This is a genomic window from uncultured Planktomarina sp., assembly GCA_943788425.1.
Lineage (GTDB): Bacteria > Pseudomonadota > Alphaproteobacteria > Rhodobacterales > Rhodobacteraceae > Planktomarina.
On record CALSQF010000004.1, the window covers coordinates 415,038 to 436,513 of the forward strand.

At 51.5% G+C, this 21,476-nt stretch carries 17 protein-coding genes, 1 tRNA gene and 1 pseudogene; 15 read left to right on the forward strand and 4 right to left on the reverse strand.

The window, feature by feature from the left end; translation table 11 throughout:
- The first annotated feature begins 28 nt into the window (after nt 1-28).
- The 3 genes from ABLW18_RS05265 (at nt 29) to ABLW18_RS05275 (ending at nt 3,553) form a co-directional block, all read left to right on the forward strand.
- Nucleotides 29-1,063, forward strand: coding sequence for a cysteine synthase A (locus tag ABLW18_RS05265; RefSeq protein ID WP_347823794.1), 1,035 nt, complete (start codon nt 29-31; stop codon nt 1,061-1,063).
- Nucleotides 1,032-3,374, forward strand: coding sequence for a DUF3772 domain-containing protein (locus tag ABLW18_RS05270; protein ID WP_347823795.1), 2,343 nt, complete (start codon nt 1,032-1,034; stop codon nt 3,372-3,374). Before ABLW18_RS05265 ends, ABLW18_RS05270 begins: the two co-directional genes overlap by 32 nt.
- Before the next feature lie 89 nt (nt 3,375-3,463).
- Nucleotides 3,464-3,553: transfer RNA gene (locus tag ABLW18_RS05275), tRNA-Ser, on the forward strand.
- 401 nt (nt 3,554-3,954) lie between these two features.
- On the opposite strand, the gene ABLW18_RS05280 is transcribed toward ABLW18_RS05275, so the two are convergent.
- Nucleotides 3,955-5,148 (reverse strand): MFS transporter, encoded by a 1,194-nt coding sequence (locus ABLW18_RS05280; protein WP_347823796.1) that lies wholly within the window; start codon nt 5,146-5,148, stop codon nt 3,955-3,957.
- Nucleotides 5,149-5,511: 363 nt separating this feature from the next.
- Here ABLW18_RS05280 and ABLW18_RS05285 point away from each other — a divergent pair.
- Nucleotides 5,512-5,685 (forward strand): annotated as a pseudogene (locus ABLW18_RS05285) (IS6 family transposase); the annotation flags it as partial.
- A gap of 196 nt (nt 5,686-5,881) precedes the next feature.
- Here the strand turns inward: ABLW18_RS05285 and ABLW18_RS05290 are convergent.
- Both ABLW18_RS05290 and ABLW18_RS05295 read right to left on the reverse strand, forming a co-directional pair.
- A complete protein-coding gene (locus ABLW18_RS05290) occupies nt 5,882-6,760 on the reverse strand; it encodes a MurR/RpiR family transcriptional regulator (RefSeq protein ID WP_347823797.1) in 879 nt (292 codons plus the stop codon).
- 16 nt (nt 6,761-6,776) lie between these two features.
- Complete coding sequence (locus ABLW18_RS05295; protein ID WP_347823798.1) at nt 6,777-7,175, reverse strand: Rid family hydrolase; 399 nt, start codon at nt 7,173-7,175, stop codon at nt 6,777-6,779.
- A gap of 145 nt (nt 7,176-7,320) precedes the next feature.
- Here ABLW18_RS05295 and ABLW18_RS05300 point away from each other — a divergent pair, with 145 nt between their 5' ends.
- The 9 genes from ABLW18_RS05300 to ABLW18_RS05340 all read left to right on the forward strand — a co-directional run bounded on the left by ABLW18_RS05300 (nt 7,321) and on the right by ABLW18_RS05340 (nt 16,660).
- On the forward strand, nt 7,321-8,862 hold the full coding sequence (locus tag ABLW18_RS05300; RefSeq protein WP_347823799.1) for an ABC transporter substrate-binding protein: 1,542 nt from the start codon (nt 7,321-7,323) through the stop codon (nt 8,860-8,862).
- 71 nt (nt 8,863-8,933) lie between these two features.
- The gene (locus ABLW18_RS05305; RefSeq protein ID WP_347823800.1) at nt 8,934-9,881 is read left to right on the forward strand and encodes an ABC transporter permease; all 948 of its coding nucleotides are present in this window, start codon (nt 8,934-8,936) and stop codon (nt 9,879-9,881) included.
- A complete protein-coding gene (locus tag ABLW18_RS05310; RefSeq protein WP_347823801.1) occupies nt 9,878-10,729 on the forward strand; it encodes an ABC transporter permease in 852 nt (283 codons plus the stop codon). Before ABLW18_RS05305 ends, ABLW18_RS05310 begins: the two co-directional genes overlap by 4 nt.
- Before the next feature lie 4 nt (nt 10,730-10,733).
- Nucleotides 10,734-11,708: an ABC transporter ATP-binding protein gene (locus ABLW18_RS05315; protein ID WP_347823802.1), complete on the forward strand. Its 975-nt coding sequence runs from the start codon at nt 10,734-10,736 to the stop codon at nt 11,706-11,708.
- Nucleotides 11,705-12,517 carry an ATP-binding cassette domain-containing protein gene (locus ABLW18_RS05320; protein WP_347823803.1) on the forward strand — a complete coding sequence of 271 codons (813 nt, stop codon included), beginning with the start codon at nt 11,705-11,707 and terminating at the stop codon, nt 12,515-12,517. The genes ABLW18_RS05315 and ABLW18_RS05320 overlap by 4 nt, the downstream gene beginning before the upstream one ends.
- Nucleotides 12,517-13,983 (forward strand): M81 family metallopeptidase, encoded by a 1,467-nt coding sequence (locus tag ABLW18_RS05325; RefSeq protein WP_347823804.1) that lies wholly within the window; start codon nt 12,517-12,519, stop codon nt 13,981-13,983. The genes ABLW18_RS05320 and ABLW18_RS05325 overlap by 1 nt, the downstream gene beginning before the upstream one ends.
- Nucleotides 13,976-15,040, forward strand: a complete 1,065-nt coding sequence (locus ABLW18_RS05330) for an alanine racemase (RefSeq protein WP_347823805.1) — start codon at nt 13,976-13,978, stop codon at nt 15,038-15,040. Before ABLW18_RS05325 ends, ABLW18_RS05330 begins: the two co-directional genes overlap by 8 nt.
- Nucleotides 15,041-15,055: 15 nt before the next feature.
- A complete protein-coding gene (locus tag ABLW18_RS05335) occupies nt 15,056-15,937 on the forward strand; it encodes a sugar kinase (RefSeq protein WP_347823806.1) in 882 nt (293 codons plus the stop codon).
- 387 nt (nt 15,938-16,324) lie between these two features.
- A complete protein-coding gene (locus tag ABLW18_RS05340; RefSeq protein WP_347823827.1) occupies nt 16,325-16,660 on the forward strand; it encodes an HGGxSTG domain-containing protein in 336 nt (111 codons plus the stop codon).
- A 248-nt stretch (nt 16,661-16,908) separates the two neighbouring features.
- On the opposite strand, the gene ABLW18_RS05345 is transcribed toward ABLW18_RS05340, so the two are convergent.
- On the reverse strand, nt 16,909-18,228 hold the full coding sequence (locus ABLW18_RS05345; RefSeq protein ID WP_347823807.1) for a phage/plasmid primase, P4 family: 1,320 nt from the start codon (nt 18,226-18,228) through the stop codon (nt 16,909-16,911).
- Between the two features lie 530 nt (nt 18,229-18,758).
- On the opposite strand from ABLW18_RS05345, the gene ABLW18_RS05350 reads away from it, so the two are divergent.
- Together ABLW18_RS05350 and ABLW18_RS05355 are read left to right on the forward strand one after the other, a co-directional pair.
- The gene (locus ABLW18_RS05350; protein ID WP_271509792.1) at nt 18,759-19,853 is read left to right on the forward strand and encodes an alcohol dehydrogenase family protein; all 1,095 of its coding nucleotides are present in this window, start codon (nt 18,759-18,761) and stop codon (nt 19,851-19,853) included.
- Nucleotides 19,850-20,953 carry a mandelate racemase/muconate lactonizing enzyme family protein gene (locus ABLW18_RS05355; RefSeq protein ID WP_271509789.1) on the forward strand — a complete coding sequence of 368 codons (1,104 nt, stop codon included), beginning with the start codon at nt 19,850-19,852 and terminating at the stop codon, nt 20,951-20,953. The genes ABLW18_RS05350 and ABLW18_RS05355 overlap by 4 nt, the downstream gene beginning before the upstream one ends.
- Nucleotides 20,954-21,476 lie beyond the last annotated feature (523 nt).

Sequence of the window (21,476 nt, forward strand, 5' to 3'; positions counted from 1 at the left end):
AGTAAGAATAAAAGATAAAGGGTTTGTGATGTCGACTATCTATACCGACTTGGCTGCGGCCGTTGGCAATACGCCATTGATCCGGCTCAATGCCACGAGTGAGGCCACGGGCTGTGAGATTCTTGGAAAGGCGGAATTTATGAACCCAGGGCAATCGGTTAAGGACCGCGCGGCATTGTATATCATCAAAGCCGCCGCGGCCTCTGGTGACTTAAGGCCGGGGGGGACGATCGTTGAAGGCACTGCGGGCAACACCGGGATTGGCTTGGCCCTGGTGGGTGCCTCCATGGGCTATCGCACAGTGATCGTCATACCTGAAACGCAAAGCCAAGAGAAAAAGGATATGTTGCGACTTGCCGGTGCAGAGCTTGTCGAAGTTCCCGCCGCCCCCTATAAAAATCCCAATAACTATGTGCGCTACTCGGGGCGTTTGGCCCAAGAATTGGCCAAAATAGAGCCCAATGGCGCCATATGGGCCAATCAATTTGACAACACAGCCAATCGCCAAGCGCATATCGAGACCACCGGGCCGGAGATCTGGGCGCAAACGCAGGGCAAGCTCGATGGCTTCATTTGTGCGGCAGGTTCGGGCGGAACCGTGGCGGGCATGGGAATGTATTTGCAACCCAAGGGCGTCAAAGTGGGCCTTGCTGATCCCGATGGTGCGGCCTTGCACAGTTTTTACACCACCGGGGTTTTGGCCTCTGATGGTGGCTCGATCAGCGAAGGCATCGGTCAGGGCCGGATCACCAAGAACCTAGAGGGCTTTACGCCGGATATGTCCTATAACATCCCCGATGCAGAGGCTTTGCCCTACGTGTTCGATCTGCTGCGCAATGAGGGCTTAGTTCTGGGAGGCTCTTCGGGAATTAACATTGCGGGCGCCGTGCGCATGGCACATGACCTTGGCCCCGGCCATAGAATCGTTACTATTCTTTGTGACTATGGTACGCGCTATCAATCAAAACTCTTTAACCCAGATTTCTTGCGCTCAAAAGGACTTGCGGTGCCAGAATGGATGGAGACCAGCCGTGATATCCAAACTGTTTTCGAACCTGTCTAGATTTTTTCTGATCCTGTTCTTGGGGCTTTGGGCTGCGCTCGCGAGCGCGCAAACTTCGGCGCAAACCAGCCCAGATTATAGCCGATGGGACGCGACAGCGAATATGGCGCAAGATACGCTAGAAACCGGCACGGCAAATGAAGCTTTTTTGATCAAACTGCGGGCGCAATTGGCGCTGCGGCGTTCTGAATTCTCCGAAGCGCAAAACTCTTTTCCGGCGCGATTGGCCATTTTGGAGGAGCAGCTGGCCGCCCTTGGCCCCGCGCCAGAAAGCGGCACCGAACCGGCAGAAATAGCGGAACGTCGCGCGAGTTTGACCCAGAATATTGAAGCCATAAATGCGCCGCGCATTCGGGCCCGAGAAGCTTATAAACAGGCCGATGGCTTGATCCGTGAGATTGATGCCGCGTTATCGGCGAAACAAACTGAAAATCTGCTGAAATTGGGGCCGTCGCCCATTGATCTTCGTCTCTGGCCCGCGGCGGTTTTGCAAATTACGGAAAAATCCCAATCCCTTGCGGGCAGCGTAGCCACTGCCTGGAACACTCCTGTTGTGCGCGATAAAGCGCGCGATCAATTGCCGCTTATCGTGACGCTGCTTTTGGCAGCTGGCCTGTTGCTGACGCAAGGCCGCCGCTCGCTGGCCCGCGCCCTGCGCCGTCTGTCGCGCTCTGAACATGCCTATGGTGTCGATCTGGCCGGGTATTTGCTTGCCTTGGGACAGTTGGTGATTGTGATGCTCTGCGTATTCTTGGTGTCGCGCGCTTGGGCTGTCTCACGGCTGCATGATCTTGATTTGAGCCTTTTGTTGCAAGGCGCAACTTGGATTTGCGCGCCGCTTTTTATCAGCCGTTGGTTGGCCACTCAACTTTGCCCCGTTGATGAGGCGACAAGAAGCGCTCTTGCACTGCCCAGCGGTTCAGGCGCGCAGGCCCGTTTCTTGATCCGTTGGCTAGGTGTGGTGATTTCTACGATGATCTTGATGGATTATCTGGGCGAAATGGGCGATTTTTCGAGTGGGACAGCGGCAGTAAATGTCTTTGCTTTGGTGACCGTCGCCGGAATTGGCAGCTTTCGGTTTGGCGGATTGCTTTGGCGCCAAGGCCGTGGATCACAAGCCTCCAAGACCGGCCAAATGCCCCATAGGTTTGTCGTGCGACTTGGCCGGGCTTTGGCCGTTGTTTCGGGGGTATCTATCGCCCTTGCGGTGATCGGCTATTCAGATTTGGCCCTGGAGTTGTTGCGCGCAGCCATTCTGTCGACCGGGCTTTTTGGCATCCTCTTCGTGACATTTGAGGCCGTACGTAATGCATCTGCAATGCTCTCCACTGATCGCAGCGCCGGGCATGATAGCCTGGCTGCGGTCGTGGTAAATGCGGGTTTGATTGTGGTGTCCTTACCGATCTTTGCTCTGATCTGGGGGGTGCGCACATCAGAGCTGACGGAGCTGTGGGCGACCTTTAAATCTGGCGTCACACTTGGAGAGGTTCAGCTGTCACCTGGCGTTGTTTTGCAGCTGATCGTTATCTTTGTCATTGGTCTGTTACTCACACGCCTGATCCAACGGACTTTAAAAACCCGCATCTTGGCCAAAACCAAAATCGATGCTGGCGGGCAAAACGCCATTGTTTCGGGTATCGGATATTTAGGGATTTTCTTGGCGGCGGTCGTGGCGATTACTTCCGCGGGGCTTGATCTGTCTTCACTCGCAATTGTTGCTGGTGCGCTCTCGGTCGGGATCGGATTTGGCTTGCAAAATATTGTATCCAATTTCGTGTCTGGCATCATCTTATTGATCGAGAGGCCCATCAGCGTTGGGGATTGGATCGAAGTGGGCGGCAATATGGGGATTGTGAGAAAAATTTCCGTGCGTTCCACGAGCATTCAGACCTTTGATCGCACGGATGTGATCGTGCCCAATGCGGATCTGGTGTCGGGAACGGTGACCAATTACACCCATGGCAGCTCTGTGGGCCGTGTCATCGTACCTGTCGGCGTGGCGTATGGTAATGACACGCGTAAGATTGAAGAACTCTTGTTGCCGCTTGCGGAAAATCATCCTCTGGTGCTGAAAGATCCGGCGCCTTCAGTGGTCTTCCAGGGGTTTGGTGCAGATTCTTTGAACTTTGAAATCCGCGCATTGCTCGGTGATATCAATTATGGGCTGACAGTGCGCTCTGAACTGAACCATCAAATTTATGAGGTGCTGTCCGCCAATGGGATAGAAATTCCGTTTGGGCAGCGCGATATTTGGATCCGTAATCCAGAGGCCCTGTCAGCTGCACGCTCCGAGCCCTCCGAACCCACATGAGCCGCGGATCAAATTTTTTGGACTATGAGGTGGGAAATCGATTTCTGGCCCTTGAAAACCGTGCGCCAGTCTCATAGACCACGCACAACGGACAGGTGGCCGAGTGGTCGAAGGCGCACGCCTGGAAAGTGTGTAGGCGGGAGACCGTCTCCAGGGTTCGAATCCCTGTCTGTCCGCCAAATATAGGCATTAATTAATCTGATTTAATGTAATTATAATATTAATTTATATCTCTACCCACAACGCTACCCACAATGAAACATCAGATCAAAACAGAGTGTATCAGGGGTTACTGTACCCAATCGCTACAATTGAGCCGCAGGACCTAGGAACGGGGACCCGCATTTTAGGGCCCCGCGTCTCGGACCACGGGCCTTTAGTATTGGGAGCGTAAATTCATTGGGGGTAATTTTGTTTGGTAACGCCATCTCTATTCACGCACCAATTTCAAGCTAAACCGTGCTGCTGCTCTCGCTGAGTGGCGCCAATTATTGAGCGCATAGATTCAGGCTGCGCCAGCAATCCGATGCGAGTTACTAGTTGTTTGACAGCACCTCCGCCAGCAATCCGATGCGAGCTCTCATTTGTCTGACGGAACCGATGCGGCTTTTGTCGTACCTTTGGTTGACTTTGACCCAAGCGCCCCGGACAGAGCAAAGCTGAGCACGATCAGCGGCAGCCCGATCCCGAAGGTCCAGCGCAGACCGAAGTGTTCTGCAATGAACCCAAGAAGGGGCGGCGCCAGCAGAAAAGTCACAAAGCTGAATTGCGCCAAAGCCGCGACGTTGATGGCTGCGGGCCGGTCGGTCCGTTGCGCCGCTGCAGACATGGCAAGCGGGAACATCATCGCGTTGCCTGCCCCGATCAGGGCGAACCCAATTAAAGCGACCAAGGGGTCAGGCGCAAAAAAGACGGTGATAACGCCCAGTGCCATGACCGTTTGCATCCCACGGGCGACACGGGTTGGTGCGAAGTGATCGACAAACCGGTCTCCAAAATATCGCACCATGCCTTGCGACAGGGCTGCGGTTGCGACGCCGATAGCACCCATCTCTGGAATCGCTACAAAGACACTGTCCATGTAGATCGCTGTCCAATCGATAGAGGCTCCTTCGAGCAGCATTGATGACAGTGTCACCCCAACAAGGACCATAATCGCGAATGTTGGCTTTGCAACGATCGGTGGTTTGTCGTGACTATCGGTGGCGCGGATGGTGGCCGGTTGAAAGGCCTGCAGGCATAGCCACGTCAGAAGGATGCAAATCGGAATGCTTGCCATCAGCTGGGTCTGAGGTGTGATCCCGAATTTGACCATGATTGCGCTGTAGGCAGCCGCCCCGAAGAACCCAAGGCTCCAGAATGCGTGTGCGCGACCCATGATGCGGCGGTCCATGCCTGCTTCGACCCTGTCGGCTTCAACGTTGATGATAATTTCAACCGCTCCAATACACAGGCCCGCTGGAACCAAAAGAAAGAAAAAGGCCAAGGGGTCATTTGCGAAAGAGGCAATTGCGAAGAACAGCGCCATTGCTGGAACAAGTGCGAGCATTGCAATCCGATGGCCAATCTTAGTCACAAGCGCCGTGCTGAGCGTGAGCGCTGTGATCGTTCCGACCGAAATCCCCATCAGCGCCAGACCCAAAGCGCCTTCTTCGATTCCCATTGCGAATTTGATATCTGGAAGGCGCGGGAAGATTTGACCCAGGCCAAACGCATAAATCGCGAAGACCGCGAAGACGCGGTGATGTGGTTGGAGGCGGGCAGAGAGAGACATGGGGGTAGCTTTCAAAAAAATACACACAAGCGTGTACAAGTACGCGAATGTGGCCAAATTTTCGGACAATTGTAAATATTGAAATTAGGCAACCTTCTCATAACCTTACATTAACTGGTAAGATGCGGACCAACCAGCCGTTCAGGATCCAAAATCTAAAGACTGCTTCCCACTTTCGGTCATCTACCTATGCTCTGCATATACCAGGTTTTGATCAGTCTTGGTAGCGCCTCTTCCCAGTCCATGGCTCCATACTGCCCGACAAGGTCGTTCTCGAACCGAGAGTGTCGCCCTACTAGGTTGTTGGGCATTATCAGACAAAACTAACTTGAGCCGTGCAGGGCGGTTCCGTAGCCTCGCCGTATGACAAAACACTCCCCATTCAGGTACTTTAAAACGAGCCCCGAGATCATCCGCTTGGCTGTGATGCTGTATGTTCGTTTTCCGCTCTCACTCCGTAACGTGGAAGATCTTCTGCACGAACGAGGCATTGAGATCAGCCATGAAACAGTTCGGTTTTGGTGGAACAGATTTGGTCCGATGTCTGCAGAAGTTCGCTGCAGTCCACTCTTCAGTCCACAACCATTTCAATCAGGAACGCCACTTCTGCTCACGAGACAATTTCAAGCTCAATCGAACCGCCGCTCTTACTGAGTGGCGCCAACTATTGAGCGCATAGATTTAGGCTGCGCCAGCAATTAGATGCGAGTTCTCAATAATAGGGCCGCACAAATCAATCTCCGATTGGTTTAGGTCCGGGGTCTTTGGTCAATGGCAACAGCGATGTTCGGATGCGCCGCAGGTTCTCTTTGACTCGTTCTGGCCGCTTTCTCGCAGCACCGGCGGCCAGGACATCGACAATCGCAATGTAGACAAGACGCGAGGCTGAGGGTTTGTAAATGTCTTGATCTTCAGGAATATCGATTTGGATTGAAATGTCCGTTAGCAGTGCAAGGTCTGAGCCGGTTTTGGTTAAGCTGATCGTAGTTGCGCCATATTGTTTGGCGATTGCAATGCTATCCAAAAGTTCAGCAGGTTGACCACTTGATGAAATTGCGACCAGCACATCACCTTCGATCAGGGTCGAGGATAGCATGCGCTGGAGATAACCGTCGGCATGCGCCTCTGCGGGAATACCAAGCCGAAAAAACCTGTTGGCCCCCTCACGAGCAACATTGGCAGAGCCCCCGCCAACACCAAGAAAGGCTATGCGGCGGGCATCGGCAAGTTTGTCTGTTGCTTGTTCAATCGCCTCACTATCCAGTTGCCCACGAACCAGCGTCAGAGTGTCGACCAATGTACTGAACACCTGTGTTACCAATTGCCCGGTTTCAGATTGATCTCCGCTTGCCCCCCCAAGGTATTGCAAACTGACCGCCACGTTTTGCGCAAGTCTGATTTGAAAGTCGCGGAACCCTTCGCAGCCGATTGTTGTACAGAATCGATTCACTGTCGCGACAGAAACCTCGGTTGCCGCTGCAATCTCGTGCTGCGAAAGAAAAGAGATTCCCTCAAGGTTTGCCAGCACAAAATCAGCAACCAGTTGCTCGCGCTTGGGGAAAGCTCCGTTCAGAGTGCGCACATGCGAGATGAGATCGATAACTTCGAGCATTGTCTTGGTGTGCCTCTCATACGGGCTTATATGCCACTACATCCATTTCAACCTTGGCGTCTACCATTAGCGCACTTTGCACTGTGGCCCGCGCGGGTGGATGTGCGGCGAAATATTTAGCAAAGACCGAATTGAAACTGGTGAAATCCCGTGGATCGTCCAGCCAAACGCCGACTTGTACCACATGCGCCAAGCTGCAATCTGCAAGTTTTAGAACGGCGATGATATTGGCTATAACAGCTTCTGACTGTGCGATGATCCCCCCTGTGACAACTTCGCCGTCAACTGTCGGGACTTGCCCGGATACATAGATAAAATCCCCCGCACGCACGGCTTTAGAAAAGGGGCGCGGCGTGCCGCCAGCAGCAGCGTCTGCGCCGTCAAAGCGGATGATTTTTTGTGGAGTAGTTTGCATATTGGTAACCTTTATGTAAGTTATTTACATTTTATACTCGGTTTAGCTGACTTTTCCAAATAATATTTGACTATTATTGGCTAAATTGTAAGATATTTACATCTAAATAAAATTAACTTGAAACATCATAACGAAGGAGATTGAGATGAAACTGAAAATTTGGATGAAATCTGCGCTGGCAGTGGGGGCTTTGATGACCCTGACAAGCGGGGCATATGCCGATGGCATGTTGCGCTATGCTACCGTGGGCGAACCTCCCAGCCTTGATCAACAGGTTGTTACCTCTGATCTGGCAACCACCATTGCGCATCATATGTTTGAAGGTTTGTACACCTTTAATGCGTCCAATGCGCCAGTACCGCTGCTAGCATCTGGCGAAACTGTGTCCGCAGATGGCAAAACAATTGTAATTGCGCTGCGCGAGGGTGTTAAGTTTCATAATGGTCAGGCTATGACATCTGCCGACGTCCTGGCATCACTTCAGCGTTGGGGCGAATTTGGCTCACGTGGCAGCCTGATTTTTGATCACGTCGACAGTGTTGAGGCGAGTGGAGATTATGAGATCACCATAAATCTTAAAGAGCCCTTCGGCCCTTGGAAAAATCTAATGGCCTTTATAAACGGTGGTCCCGCGATCTATCCAGCTAGCGTTATGGAAGGCGCTACAAAGGAACCAATCTCTCCTGATCAGTACATTGGGACAGGTCCATACAAGTTCAACGAATGGGAGGCCAATCGCTATGTAGAGTTGGTGCGCTTTGACGGTTACATTTCGCCCGAGGGAGCGGCCGACGGATACGGCGGTGAACGAGCGACTAATTTTGATACACTCCGTTTTATCCCAGTGTCTGATGTGGGTACTCGGGTCGCCGGGGTTCGCGCTGGAGACTACGACTATGCCGAAAGCATTCCGGGTGATTTGTTTGCAGATTTGGATGCAGATACGGGCGTGAAAACCATGCTTAATGGCGGGCCAATTTTTGGTTTGGTCTTTCTAAACTCCAGCGATGGTCCATTGAAAGAAAACTTTGCGCTGCGTCGCGCCATTCAGACGGCCATCGACAAAACACCCGCCTTGCAAGTTGCTATTGGGCCTGAAGGTCTGTGGCGCGCCAATGGCTCTTTTGCTCCAGAGGGCAGTGTTTGGGCTACTAAAGCAGGCACCGAAAACTATAGTCGTGGAGACGCAGAAGCGGCAAAAGCTATGGCGGCAGAGGCCGGCTACGACGGTCAACCGATCAAGTTCATGGTCTCGACCAACTATCCGTTCCATTATGACAGTGCGATCGTTTATACTAAGCAGTTGGCGCAGGCGGGGTTCAATATTGACCTTCAAGTCTATGACTGGGCGACACTGATCGAAAAGCGCGCGCAGCCTGACCAGTGGGATTTGTTCTTTACACACCATGGTTTTGTGCCGGATCCAATCTTGATCTCTGTGATGAACGACAATTACCCCGGTTGGTGGGCAACTCCTGAAAAGAAAGCTTTGAAAGATCGTTTCACAGCGTCCTCAGACCCGAGTGAGCGTCAGAAAATTTGGGCGGAGCTTCAGGCCTTGATCTACGAGCAGGTGCCAACAATGAAGACCGGCGACGTTTATACCTACAACATTGCCTCTCCAAAACTGAAAGGCCTTGGCAAACAGACTTTGATTTGGCCAAGCTTCTGGAACGTTTCCAAGTAAGGTTCTTCCCAGCCCCCTGCTAAACTTAAAGCGGGGGGCTAACTCACCCATTCCAGTCAATTGAGGTTAATATGCTAGCGTATACTGCAAAACGCCTTTTGACTCTTATCCCAACGCTTCTGGCAGCATCTATTTTGGTGTTTCTTTTTGTGCACCTAATCCCTGGGGATCCTGCTGCAATCCTGTTGGGCGACACGGCGACGCCTGAAGAGGTGGCACAACTTTCTGCTGAAATGGGCTTTGACCGTCCCCTCTATGTCCAATATTTTATTTGGCTGGGTAATGTCTTGCAAGGCGATCTCGGCACTTCAATTTTCTTTCGCCAACCGGTCTTATCGGTCATCGGCAGTGGGGCTGAGACGTCGATCTTGCTCGCAAGTATGACAATGATTTGGATCATCCTCATTGGCTTACCAATTGGCATTTTATCTGCTACCAAACAAGGAACCTGGATTGATCAGATTACTTCAAGCGGGGCGATGTTGGCTGCGTCCATCCCGACCTTCTGGCTTGGCCTTTACCTGATCATGATCTTTTCTGTGACACTGGGATGGTTCCCGAGTTCTGGCTTTCCGTCGCTGTCGGATCACGGCGGTATAACAAACTTACGCTATCTGCTGCTTCCAAGCCTGACCTTAGCCGCGCCAAACGCAGCTTTGATTGTTCGGTTGGTCCGCGCCTCTATGCTGGATGTCTCGCGCGAGGATCATGTCCGCACCGCCCGGGCGAAAGGGCTGCATCCGACGCGGGTAGCCATCAAGCACATATTCCGCAATGCTTTGATCGCTGTTGCTGCAGCGTTCGGATTTACTTTTGCTGCCCTGATATCTGAGGCGGTTGTGACTGAAACTGTGTTCTCGCTCCCTGGAATTGGACGACTTGTCGTTCAATCTATCTTGCGCCGGGATTATCCGGTCATACAAGGAGTCATCCTTGTGATTGTTGTTCTATACATGGTTGTCAACTTGGCCGTGGACCTCGCCTATGCGCGGTTAGATCCAAGGGTATCTCTAAAATGAACACTTTGATTTTCTTCCAAACTGCATTTGCCGGCCGCAGGCTTGCCACATTAGGTTTTCTCTGGCTCGTCATGATTACAGTAGCGGCATTGGCGGCACCGCTCATTGCTCCCTTTGATCCGCTTGAGATTGACCCGGTGGGCCGATTGGCAGAACCGGGATGGCCAAATCTCTTTGGCACAGACCACTTTGGCCGTGATACGTTCTCGCGCGCGGTATATGGCGCCCGCATGACGGTGATCATTGGGACGGGCAGCGTCGCTGTTGCTCTTTTAGCAGGTGGCTTGATTGGTATGATCTCAGCCTATTTTACCCGATTGGGCCATTTTCTTATGCGCTGTGTGGATGTCCTGATGGCTTTCCCCGCTTTACTGATGGCGCTTGCCTTGATCACGCTGCTGGAGCGAAGTGTATTCAACACGATCCTTGTGATCGGTATTGTCTACGCCACCACCACCGCCCGGATCCTATATGGTATGACATTGAAATTGAGGGGCGAAGTGTTCGTTGATGCTGCTGTCTGCTCTGGCGCTGGACACTTTTCCATTCTCTTTCGTCACATTCTGCCGAATCTCGTCTCACCTTTGCTGGTGCAAGCCAGCTTCATATTTGCCTTTGCGCAGTTACAGGCCGCTGCACTTGATTTTCTCGGTCTTGGCCTGCCACCCGAAGTGCCAAGTTGGGGCAATATGCTGTCCGAAGAACGCATCTATGTCACCCGCGCCCCATGGCTTCTGATCTATCCCGGCATGCTGATTGTGTTGTCAGTTTTTTCTATGAACCTAGTGGGGGACGCGCTGCGTGACAGCATCGATCCGCGCTTTAAAGACGATATTGCGGGGGTCTGATCACATGGCATTGCTGGAGGTTCAAGATCTTGAGATAGCCGTCAGGACAAAGGGCAAGCTTTTGCCAGTTGTTCAAGGCGTGTCCTTTGACGTTGATGACAATGAAACTCTGGGCATCGTTGGTGAAAGTGGTTGTGGCAAAAGTCTTACTGCGCTGGCGATTATGGGACTTTTGGGGGGCACCACCGTGCGGATCACTGGCGGGAATATCCGCTTTGATGGTATGGATTTGTTGACGCTTTCTGACGGTGAACGGCGCAGCATCATGGGCAACCGGATGGCGATGATTTTCCAAGAACCGATGACGAGTCTCAACCCTGTCTACCGCATTGGTGACCAAATCATCGAAAACATTCGCCAGCATCAAAAAATGACCAATGCACAGGCGCGCGACCGCGCGGTTGAATTGCTGAGCCTTGTGCGGATCCCAAACCCGTCTGAACGTGTAGACAGTTTTCCCCATCAAATGTCTGGTGGACAACGTCAGAGAGTCATGATCGCAATGGCTTTATCTTGTGATCCTAAACTGCTGATCGCAGACGAGCCCACGACTGCGTTGGATGTGACAGTGCAGAAAGAAGTTCTCGATTTGATGGCGGACCTTCAGACCCGTATGGGGACAGCTATCGTTCTGATCAGCCATGATCTAGGGGTGATTTCGGAGACCTGCGATAAGGTCGCGGTTATGTATCGCGGCCGCGTGGTCGAGGCCGCTGCAACAGAAAATCTGTTCACAGAATTGGCCCATCCTTATACGCGCGGATTGTTGAACTCAATTCCGGTGGTAGATAGCGATGTTGATTGGCTTGAGGCGATACCCGGCCGAGTGCCGACATTGGAAGAAGAGTTAACCGGCTGTGCGTTCCACCCGCGTTGTGCTTTGGTGACAAAGTTATGCGCCACCACCGTGCCTCAAGAGATTGAGTACAAACCTGGCCATTCTGTCCGGTGCCATTTTTCTGGAAAGGTCGCACCATGACTGAACCTTTACTTCGTGTAATTGACCTTAAGACACATTTTCGCATCAAAGCTTCATGGATGTTTGGCGAGAAGCAGTTGATTAAGGCTGTTGATGGGGTTTCTTTCGACATTGCTCCAGGGGAAGTGCTTAGCCTTGTTGGTGAATCTGGGTGTGGAAAATCCACAGTGGGGCGTACACTTACCCATCTGGATCAAGCTACATCTGGGCGGGCGTTGTTTGAAGGCCAAGATTTTTTAGTGATGTCACCCATTGAATTCCGTCCCTTACGACGCGAAATTCAAATGATATTTCAAGACCCTTTTGCCTCCCTCAACCCGCGCCTCAAGATTGAACAGACTTTAGGAGAGCCGCTTTTTATCCACGGGTTATGCAAGACTTGGGACGAGGCGCGCGCCAAAATAGCGGTGATGCTGGAAACTGTTGGAATGGACCCACTGGTTATGAAACGCCATCCGCATGAGTTTTCGGGCGGCCAGCGCCAACGCATCGGGATTGCACGTGTTATGATCCTGAAACCCAAACTGGTGATCGCCGATGAGGCCGTATCGGCGTTGGACGTGTCTATTCAGGCGCAGGTTCTGAACCTTCTCAAAAAACTGCAACAGGATAGTGGTGTATCGATGCTGTTCATCAGTCATGATCTGGGTGTTGTGCGCCACATCAGCGATCAGGTAGCGGTCATGCATGAGGGAAAAATCGTGGAAATTGGCCGGAAACGCCAGATATTTGAGGCTCCCCAGCACGAATATACTCGTAAACTTCTCGAGTCTATCCCGAGGGTCAAAATCGGAAAGGAGGTTGCGTGATGCAAAGTTCCAAGCGTGTTTTCCTAGGGTCAATTGCGACAGAGACTAACACGTTTTCGCCGCTGAGGACAGATATTCAGGATTTTAAGGAAAGCTTCTATGCCCCCCCAGGAGGACACCCGAAGACGCCGACTTTGTGTAGTGCCGTCTATCCGGTAGCCCGCGCTCGAGCAGCCGAATTTAACTGGCAAATTGTTGAGGGAACCGCGTCTTGGGCAGAGCCCGGTGGGATTGTAAATCAGCACACGTGGGAATTTCTACGTGATCAGCTATTGGCCGAACTCAGAGCAGCAATGCCTGTTGATATCGTACTTCTTGGCCTGCATGGTGCCATGGTTTCGCAAGGCTGTCTGGACTGTGAGGGGGAATTACTCGCCGCAGTGCGTGAGATTGTTGGCACATCGGCGATTATTGGTGCGACCTTTGATCCGCACAGTCATCTTTCCGAACGCCGGATGGAAAATGCAAATTTGATTACGGTATTTAAAGAATTCCCGCATACCGACTTCGTTGAAGTGGCTGAGAGCTTGGTGACCTTGGTGCAGCGCGCATCACTGGGTGATGTAAGTCCTGTGATCAGTAGCTTTGATTGTAAAATGATCGAAATTTTTCCAACTAGCCGAGAACCGATGCGCGGGTTTGTAGACAAGATTAAAGCACTTGAAGGGCAGGGTTCAGTTCTAACCATCTCAGTCATTCACGGATTTATGGCTGGTGATGTACCTGATCTTGGATCGCGGATCGTGGTAGTCACAGACAATGACCGAAGCGGTGGTGACCGACTTGCCGCAGAGCTAGGGGCCGAATTGTTCTCAATGCGTGGTAAGACGCGGCCCGAATTTTTAACGTTACAAGCTGCTTTTGATAAAGCTGAGGCTACCAGAGCAATGCCTGTGGTTGTCGCTGATGTGTGGGACAATCCCGGTGGTGGCGTCCCGGGCGATTCCACGATATTTTTGCGCGAAATGTTGCGTCGCAGAATTAAGAACGCTGCTTTTGCTACGATCTGGGATCCAATTGCTGTCCGCACTTGTTTTTCCGCTGGAGAGGGTGCTGCGTTTCGACTGCGGTTTGGTGCCAAAATGTCGGAGTATGCTGGTGAGCCACTGGACGCGCAGGTCATCGTCCGACGAGCTATGCGCGATGCAGTCCAGAGCTTTGGGCAAAGTGTTGTCCCATTAGGTGACGCAGTATGGATTGAGGTAGGTGGGATCGACGTCATATTGAACTCGGTACGGAGTCAGGTGTTCAACCCTGACGTTTTTTCCAATTTTGGAATTGATCCTAAGCGAAAGAAAACTCTCATCGTTAAGTCGACGAACCATTTTCAAGATGCATTCTCTCGAATTTCGCAAGATATCCTATATGTTGCTGTGGACGGTCCCTATCCCAACAATCCCGAAACAAACGTCTATAAAAATCTGACTAGAGACATCTGGCCTCGTGTGGAGAACCCTCATGGATGACAACATAAACTCGATCCACACTCCTGCTTTCATCGTGAATGAAGCTGTCGCGCTGCACAATATAATAGCGTTCCAAGGCCATTGCGACGATGTTGGTCTTGCCCTCCGCCCTCATATCAAAACCCACAAGTCCATCCGTTTTGCCAAAGCTCAAGTGGCGGCGGGCGCAATCGGCATCACATGCCAAAAAATCAGTGAAGCTGAAGCGATGGTCGATACCGGAATTGATGATATTTTGATCACCTTTAACCTTATTGGCGCTGAAAAACTGGACCGCCTGCGTGTCCTATCGAGCCGTCTTTCAGCTCTTTCGGTTGTGGCGGACAACGCGGAAGTAATCCAGGGATTGGGACAGGCCTTTGAAGGGGCCCAGCGCCCGCTGAGCATTTTGGTTGAATGTGACACGGGAGCTGGGCGTTGCGGAGTGCAAACCCCAAGGGCAGCATTGGAATTGGCTGAAAAAATTTCCCACACATCTAGCCTAATCTTCGGCGGCTTGATGACCTATCCGGCGGCAAATGGCGCCAAGAATGCAGCCCATTTCATGCGCGAGACAAAACGGCTTTTGGACGCAAAAGGAATAGCGTGCCCGGCCATCTCATCAGGTGGCTCACCAGATATGTGGACTGCGACTACAAGTGGCATCATTACCGAATACCGCATTGGAACCTACATCTACAATGACCGTTCACTGGTCCAGCGTGGGACTTGTACCTGGAATGACTGTGCTGGCCATGTGCTCGCCACAGTTGTCAGCATGCCCACCCCTAGCCGCGCGATCATTGACGCTGGATCAAAAGTACTCACCTCTGATCTATTGGGATTCTCCGATTATGGCCATGTCCTTGGTCACCCAGAAATAAAAATAGTTGGGCTTAGCGAAGAGCATGGCATCTTGGCGGTTACCGGAGAAAGCCAACTGGTCATTGGAGCGCGCATCAGGATCGTTCCAAACCATGTATGTGTGGTATCCAACATGTTCGATGATATTTGGATTGAAAATGAAAACGGAAGTCTCACACAATTAAAAATTGATGCTCGAGGTTGTGTGATTTAGAAGATGGAAACTAAAATGAAGCGGGTTGCCTGTGTCGGTGAGGCCATGATCGAACTGTCCATGATGGGCGATGATGTACAAATGAACGTGGCTGGTGATACACTTAACACCGCAATCTATCTGCATCGCACAGCGCCACAAGTGTCGGTGGATTATATCACCTGCCTGGGAAACGATACGTTTTCAGACCGCATTTTTGCCTTTATAGCGAATCACGGTGTTGGAAATTCGAAGATCAAACGGATCGTTGATGAAACGCCTGGACTTTATGCCATCACCACATCACCAGAGGGTGAGCGTAACTTCACGTATTGGCGCAGCAACTCGGCAGCTCGGCATTTATTTTCAGACGGTGATTTCACCATTTTGGAGGCCTATGACGCAGTCTATTTATCCGGAATTTCAATCGCAATTTTGCCTCATGCCGTCCGGCTTTCTTTGCTTACGTGGTTGGATAAATATTCAATTTGTTTGATTTTTGATAGCAACTACAGGCCGCATCTTTGGGAAAGTCTAGAATCTGCTCAGCAGATGACATCGGCCTTTTGGGCGCGGGCTGATATTCTATTGCCGTCAATAGACGATGAAATGAGCCTGTTTGACGAAACCGAAGATCAAGTGGCCTTTCGCTTTTTCTCTACGGCTAAGTCCGGCGCCTTAAAACGTGGGGCGCATGGACCGTTATCTTTGGGCATTGATGTGCATGCAAGCTATCTATCATCGTCGAAAGTAGTGGATACCACAGCAGCTGGCGATAGTTTCAATGGTGGCTATTTGGGGGCCCTTTTTGGTGGAAAAAGCCAAGAGCAGGCTTTGAAAATAGGTCATGACCTTGCGACTCGAGTGATTCAATACCGCGGTGCAATAATCCCAAAACGGACCGTGACACAAAACTAATTAAGATTGGTAGGTCGACTTGGTAATGTGCTTGGATAACAAAACACTCCCAACGGCAGTGTCAGACAAAACTACTTGAGATCGGACGAGCTAATTTGTAGCGTCTTCTAATGACAAAACCTTCTCCATTCCGCTACATGAAACCTGGCCCGGGGTTCCTGGACCATCGTGCCCAGGCCCGTGGACCGGGAACCAAGAACCAAGGGCCCCGGACAATAGAGTAGCCAGCTGCGTCATGCCTATCGTGTTGCCCAGGCTCAATTAGCGCCGGATAGTTTTTCTCGGGCTGCGGTCCGTGGACCAAGACACGCATGCCTAGCAAAGCCATCCAAGATGGGGTATAATAAAACCCCATAAACCGATGATAGTTGAGCACAATGAAAGCTAATCCCAAACCATGGCTCTACGGCCCGAACTGGCAGGGTAGTTCGGTGCGAAGCCCGGACGCGCAGGGGTACGCCATGCCAGCGCCCCGCCAGACTCCCTGTGGGCCGCTGTAAGCTCCATGGAGGGGCTTCCACTGGGCCTCGTACCAAGGACGGCCTTGCGCGACTCAGAGAGTCTAAAATCAAGCATGGCAAGTTCACCAAAGAGAAGCGCGCAGAAGCGAGGCGCTTTGCCGAGCAAGGGCGTCAGATGCGCGGAGAATTGAAGGAGCTGGAGGCTTGGTTCGTGGACCACGGTCATCTGTCCAAGGACTGGCGCAAAGATTGGGAACTCTGATACGATGATAGCAGACCATTGGCATTGGACCAATTGCCTTGGGGGTTACTGCGGCCTTTCTTTTGGGCGAGCAGGGATGCCGCAAGGTGGTACCCACTAAGCTTGGGCCGCGGTCCGTGGACCATGGGCCTATAATGTTGGTGCCGCAAATTCATTGGGGCGCAATTTCATTTAGTGATCGTAGTGACTCGATTTTCCGCAAACATTCATAATCTGAATTGTCTAGTGTGATGCTAAATTGGAAAAGTCTACGAATTTCCAGTCATTCGAGTCACTAGATTAGACCTTTGAATTTTCTTCCCGTCTGAATGTCGAACCTCTTCCCAACTTGGATCATTGGCGATGAATTCTCTTATTTTAGAGTTAAATCTTGGTAATCCAGGGATATATTTGATACCCACCTCGTCCATGTCTTTTCTGAAGTAGATATATACTTCATTGAAAAGCTTTGCGTCGCGTTTTGGTACAGCTCTTCTTAAACCACCATCTTCTAGCCAGTTTCTCACGGTGTCCGCTTCTTTCATCCACTGGGTGGTTGCCTCTTGGCAAGAGGCTGGAACCGAGTAGTGGCCGTTTTTAAAGACTATTGCCGCTTCGCGGATGGCCTCTGAAATCAAAATGTCTCCCTGCTCTTTCATTAACTTTGTTTCAAAGTCTGAGATCCGCTCTTCAACAGGTATTGTTCGACTGAAGGGTATCACCAGCAGTCGGCGCTCGATCCCCGCATCTATGCCGCCTTTAAAACTTGGCAGTACATTAGTCGACAAAATATGCATAGCTCTGGGTTTGAACTCCACTGGCTCTTTGTAGATGATCTTTGCGGTAACAGGGTCTCCCGTAATTACAGCTTTGAATTTGTCCGATGAGATAGCTGCAGCGTTTGATAACTCATCAGACAGATTTGCTGACGCCCCGATTAACTTGGCCAGATATTGTTCTTTATCCATGTCACCTGGCGATATGCTACAAATGACACCATGCGGAAGTATACGCCTCAGCACCTCTTGAATGGTGGATTTACCATTCGCTGCAGATTGCCCATAAAGGATGAATGCTTTCGGTTCTTTTAACCGCGTCCCAACCCCACAGATAGAAGCGCCATACATTTGTAAGATTAAAGAGCCATACTCTTCGGACTCTGCACCAAAACACCCAGTGAATAATGTGTCTAAGAGACCTGAGTGAGCTGCGGTCACTCTTGGTCTATAGCTATATTGAAGGCAGAACCTCTGCCTTAGGTCAGCGTGATGTTGAAGTAGTTCAACGATACCGTCTTCTGAAATTTTAACAAAACCATTCAGCATGTTAACGCCCTTGGCAGCATTTTCGAAAAATCTGTTGCTGTTGAGCATTACTGAAAGTTCGTTAATGACGCCGTCGATAAATGCCTTGCTCAGTTTCAGCTTTGCTTTTTTAACTTTTGCGCCATCAAATTTGTGAATGGTTCGCCGAATTTCTATAGGAATGATCTCTTGCCAGGCGATTGTATTATAACCCCAAAAGCGGCCTTCATCAAAAATAACATTCTCAAATTGTTCTTTGAGTAGAGGTATAGTTTCTTTGGCCACTTCTATTTGGCTTCCTGTCTGTCCGCCATGTATACCAATTAAGTATCTGATTTAATATAATTATAATATTAAAACAAATATCTACCCACAACGCTACCCACAATGAAACATCAGATCAAAACAGAGTTAATCAGGGGTTACTGTGCCTAATCGCTACAGTTCACCCGCAGGACCACGGACCGGGCCCCCCTATCATAGGGCCCCACGTCTCGGACCACGGGCCTTTAGTATTAGCGTTGTAGATTCATTGGGTGGGGGTTTTGTTTACTGCCATTAACTGAAGAAGCAGACATTGCCCTATCCAAGCACTAACGGCTGCTATGTGGACAAAGTGTGAATTCGCTGCAAATGCTCCAATGGCCGCTTCTGTCGAGAAGCTTTAGGATTAGAGGATCGGGATGTAAGCCTTCGGTGCGAAAGCGACGAATAGTTCTGCAGAGACGTCGGTAACTTATGATGGCAATACTACACCCTTGCTATGATGGTTGGACCAAACCAGCTTACCTCGCTTTATGATTGGAAGACATTTGATGCGACCAGATACAATGCATGCGGTTTTATTGACTGGTCACGGCGGCCTGGAAAAATTGGATTACCGAACTGATGTGCTCATACCGCAGCCAAAGCCTGGTGAGTTACTGATCCAGATTGCTGCGGCAGGTATCAACAACACCGATATCAATACTCGTATTGGTTGGTATTCGAAGGCGGTTAACGAGGGCACTGATACCGGTGGCGCAACTGGCTTTGACAGTGTGGACGATGATGACGCTAGCTGGTCAGGCACGCCGCTGACCTTCCCGCGCATCCAAGGTGCCGATGTCTGCGGTTATATCGTGGCTGTTGGTGACGGGGTCAGCGACGCGCGTATCGGAGAACGGGTCTTGGTCCGTAATATGTTGCGCACTTACGTTGATTTTCGCCCCTATGAATGTTGGACGATTGGCAGTGAATGTGACGGAGGCTTCGCTCAATTTGTTGTAGCACCGGCCCGCGAAACCCACCGTGTCGACTGCGATTGGACCGACGCAGAGCTTGCTTCGATCCCTTGCGCTTATTCAACAGCAGAGAACATGTTGCATCGCGCAGGCGTTGGTGCGGAACGGGTCTTGATCTCAGGCGCGTCAGGAGGAGTTGGCTCAGCCGCTGTGCAACTCGCAAAGCGACGTGGAGCTGAGGTCATCGCGCTGTCGTCAGTGGCCAAGGCAGAAGAGGTAAGAGCTTTGGGCGCAGATCAGGTTCTCGACCGGAACGTCGATCTGGTGGCGGAATTGGGCACGGGCTCGATTGATGTGGTGATTGATCTTGTTGCCGGGGAACAATGGCCCTCTTTTCTTGATGTCTTGCGGCGCGGTGGGCGGTACGCAACCGCTGGTGCCATTGCTGGGCCAATCGCGCAGATTGACGTGCGGACGCTGTACCTCAAGGATCTCACCCTCATGGGCTGCACCTTTCAGGAAGATGAAGTGTTTGCCAATCTGATCAGCTATATCGAAGCCGGAGAAATTCGCCCTGTTGTTGCCAAAACGTACCCGTTGCGTGACATCGCGCAGGCGCAAGAGGATTTCCTGGTAAAGAAGCATACGGGAAAACTGGTCCTGATCCCGCCGGAGGTATCTTCGTGAAAATCGCTCACCTGAATATCTACCAATATGATTTACCGGTCAAAAATGGCCCATACACAATGTCATATGGTGAGATATTCTCGCTGGACACGACGCTGGTGAAACTGGTCACAGACACTGGCGTTGTCGGCTGGGGCGAAACATGCCCGCTGGGGCCGGTTTATGCCGAAGCCCACGCCAAAGGGGCGCGCGCAGCCCTATTGGAGATGGCTCCGGGATTGATCGGTACGGAGGTCTTGCCGCTTAGCGTGCACCGACAGATGGATCATCTGCTCCATGGCCATAACTATGCGAAAGCTGCGATCGACATTGCCGTCTTTGACGCGTTGGGCAAATCCCTTGGACTTCGTGTTGCAGATCTGTTGGGTGGGGCCGCGATGGACCGCGTTCCTTCGTATTACGCGATCGGGATCGAAACGCCAGACAACGCTGGGCGGATAGCAGCTGCAAAACGCGCAGAAGGCTACCCGCGACTGCAATTGAAGGTCGGCGCACATTCACCAGAAGTCGACGTTGAGGTGATCCGCAAGGTTTGGGAGGCCATCAAAGGCAGTGGCATGCGTCTTGCCATTGATGCCAACAGAGGCTGGAGCACCCGCGATGCCATGTACATCAGCCGTTCATGCGCCGATATTCCGTTCGTTCTGGAGCAACCATGCAGCACAAATGACGAACTGCGCCAACTGCGGCCATTGCTTCACCACCCACTTTACATCGACGAGAGTTCTTATGATGTGAACACAGTGATTAGCGCTGCTGGCTCAGGGTTGGTTGATGGCTTTGGGCTGAAACTTACCAGGCTGGGCGGGTTGCAGCCGATGACGACGGTGCGCGACATTTGCGCGGCGCGGAATTTGCCGCACTCATGTGACGACGCATGGGGTGGCGATATCCTTGCAGCGGCTTGCACCCATTTAGGGGCAACAGTGCGCCCAGACTTGTTGGAAGGTGTTTGGTTGGCAGCGCCCTATATCGACGGCCACTATTGCGGTGAAAGTGGCCTGGAGGTTGTAGGCGGTCATATTGATCTTCCGAAGGGCCCAGGCCTGGGCATCACGCCAGATGAGGCACTCTTTGGCGACCCCGTTGCCGCGTTTTAAATCACGCTAGCAGTTTGGGCGCAGAATTATACCAATTTGCACTTTGCAGCCGTTAAAACAAATTGCAGCATCGGTCAAAGTGGGCTCAAAAAGCCCTTCGCCGCAATTTTAATGAATGACTGCTTTAGCCCAACACTTAAAACTGAGCCTAGACACTAGCGGACCATAGAGCGCGCACCTATGTCCTGCCTTCAGCGTTGTCTGATCTCAATTTGCGCTGGATGGTTTTGCTGGGACCGCGGTCCGTGGACTGTCAGCAGGGTTACTGCGCCCAATCCAAACAGATGAAACGCGCCAGGCTCACCTCAGGTCCATGGACCGGGGGCCCTTATCATAAGGCCCCGCGTCTCGGACATTGGGCCTTTAGTATTAGCGTTGTGAATTCATTCGGGGGTAATGTTGTTTGGTAACGCCATCTCTACTCACGACTCAATTTCAAGCTCAATCGAACCGCTGCTCTCGCTGAGTGGCGCCAATTATTGAGCGCATAGATTCAGGCTGCGCCAGCAATCCGATGCGAGTT

What these genes read in the sequence shown, in the direction of transcription:
- ABLW18_RS05265 (WP_347823794.1), top strand. Translation starts at nt 29, where the DNA reads ATGTCGACTATCTATACCGACTTGGCTGCGGCCGTTGGCAATACGCCA.
- ABLW18_RS05280 (WP_347823796.1), bottom strand. Translation starts at nt 5,148, where the DNA reads ATGTCTCTCTCTGCCCGCCTCCAACCACATCACCGCGTCTTCGCGGTC.
- ABLW18_RS05290 (WP_347823797.1), bottom strand. Translation starts at nt 6,760, where the DNA reads ATGCTCGAAGTTATCGATCTCATCTCGCATGTGCGCACTCTGAACGGA.
- ABLW18_RS05295 (WP_347823798.1), bottom strand. Translation starts at nt 7,175, where the DNA reads ATGCAAACTACTCCACAAAAAATCATCCGCTTTGACGGCGCAGACGCT.
- ABLW18_RS05300 (WP_347823799.1), top strand. Translation starts at nt 7,321, where the DNA reads ATGAAACTGAAAATTTGGATGAAATCTGCGCTGGCAGTGGGGGCTTTG.
- ABLW18_RS05305 (WP_347823800.1), top strand. Translation starts at nt 8,934, where the DNA reads ATGCTAGCGTATACTGCAAAACGCCTTTTGACTCTTATCCCAACGCTT.
- ABLW18_RS05310 (WP_347823801.1), top strand. Translation starts at nt 9,878, where the DNA reads ATGAACACTTTGATTTTCTTCCAAACTGCATTTGCCGGCCGCAGGCTT.
- ABLW18_RS05315 (WP_347823802.1), top strand. Translation starts at nt 10,734, where the DNA reads ATGGCATTGCTGGAGGTTCAAGATCTTGAGATAGCCGTCAGGACAAAG.
- ABLW18_RS05320 (WP_347823803.1), top strand. Translation starts at nt 11,705, where the DNA reads ATGACTGAACCTTTACTTCGTGTAATTGACCTTAAGACACATTTTCGC.
- ABLW18_RS05325 (WP_347823804.1), top strand. Translation starts at nt 12,517, where the DNA reads ATGCAAAGTTCCAAGCGTGTTTTCCTAGGGTCAATTGCGACAGAGACT.
- ABLW18_RS05330 (WP_347823805.1), top strand. Translation starts at nt 13,976, where the DNA reads ATGGATGACAACATAAACTCGATCCACACTCCTGCTTTCATCGTGAAT.
- ABLW18_RS05335 (WP_347823806.1), top strand. Translation starts at nt 15,056, where the DNA reads ATGAAGCGGGTTGCCTGTGTCGGTGAGGCCATGATCGAACTGTCCATG.
- ABLW18_RS05350 (WP_271509792.1), top strand. Translation starts at nt 18,759, where the DNA reads ATGCGACCAGATACAATGCATGCGGTTTTATTGACTGGTCACGGCGGC.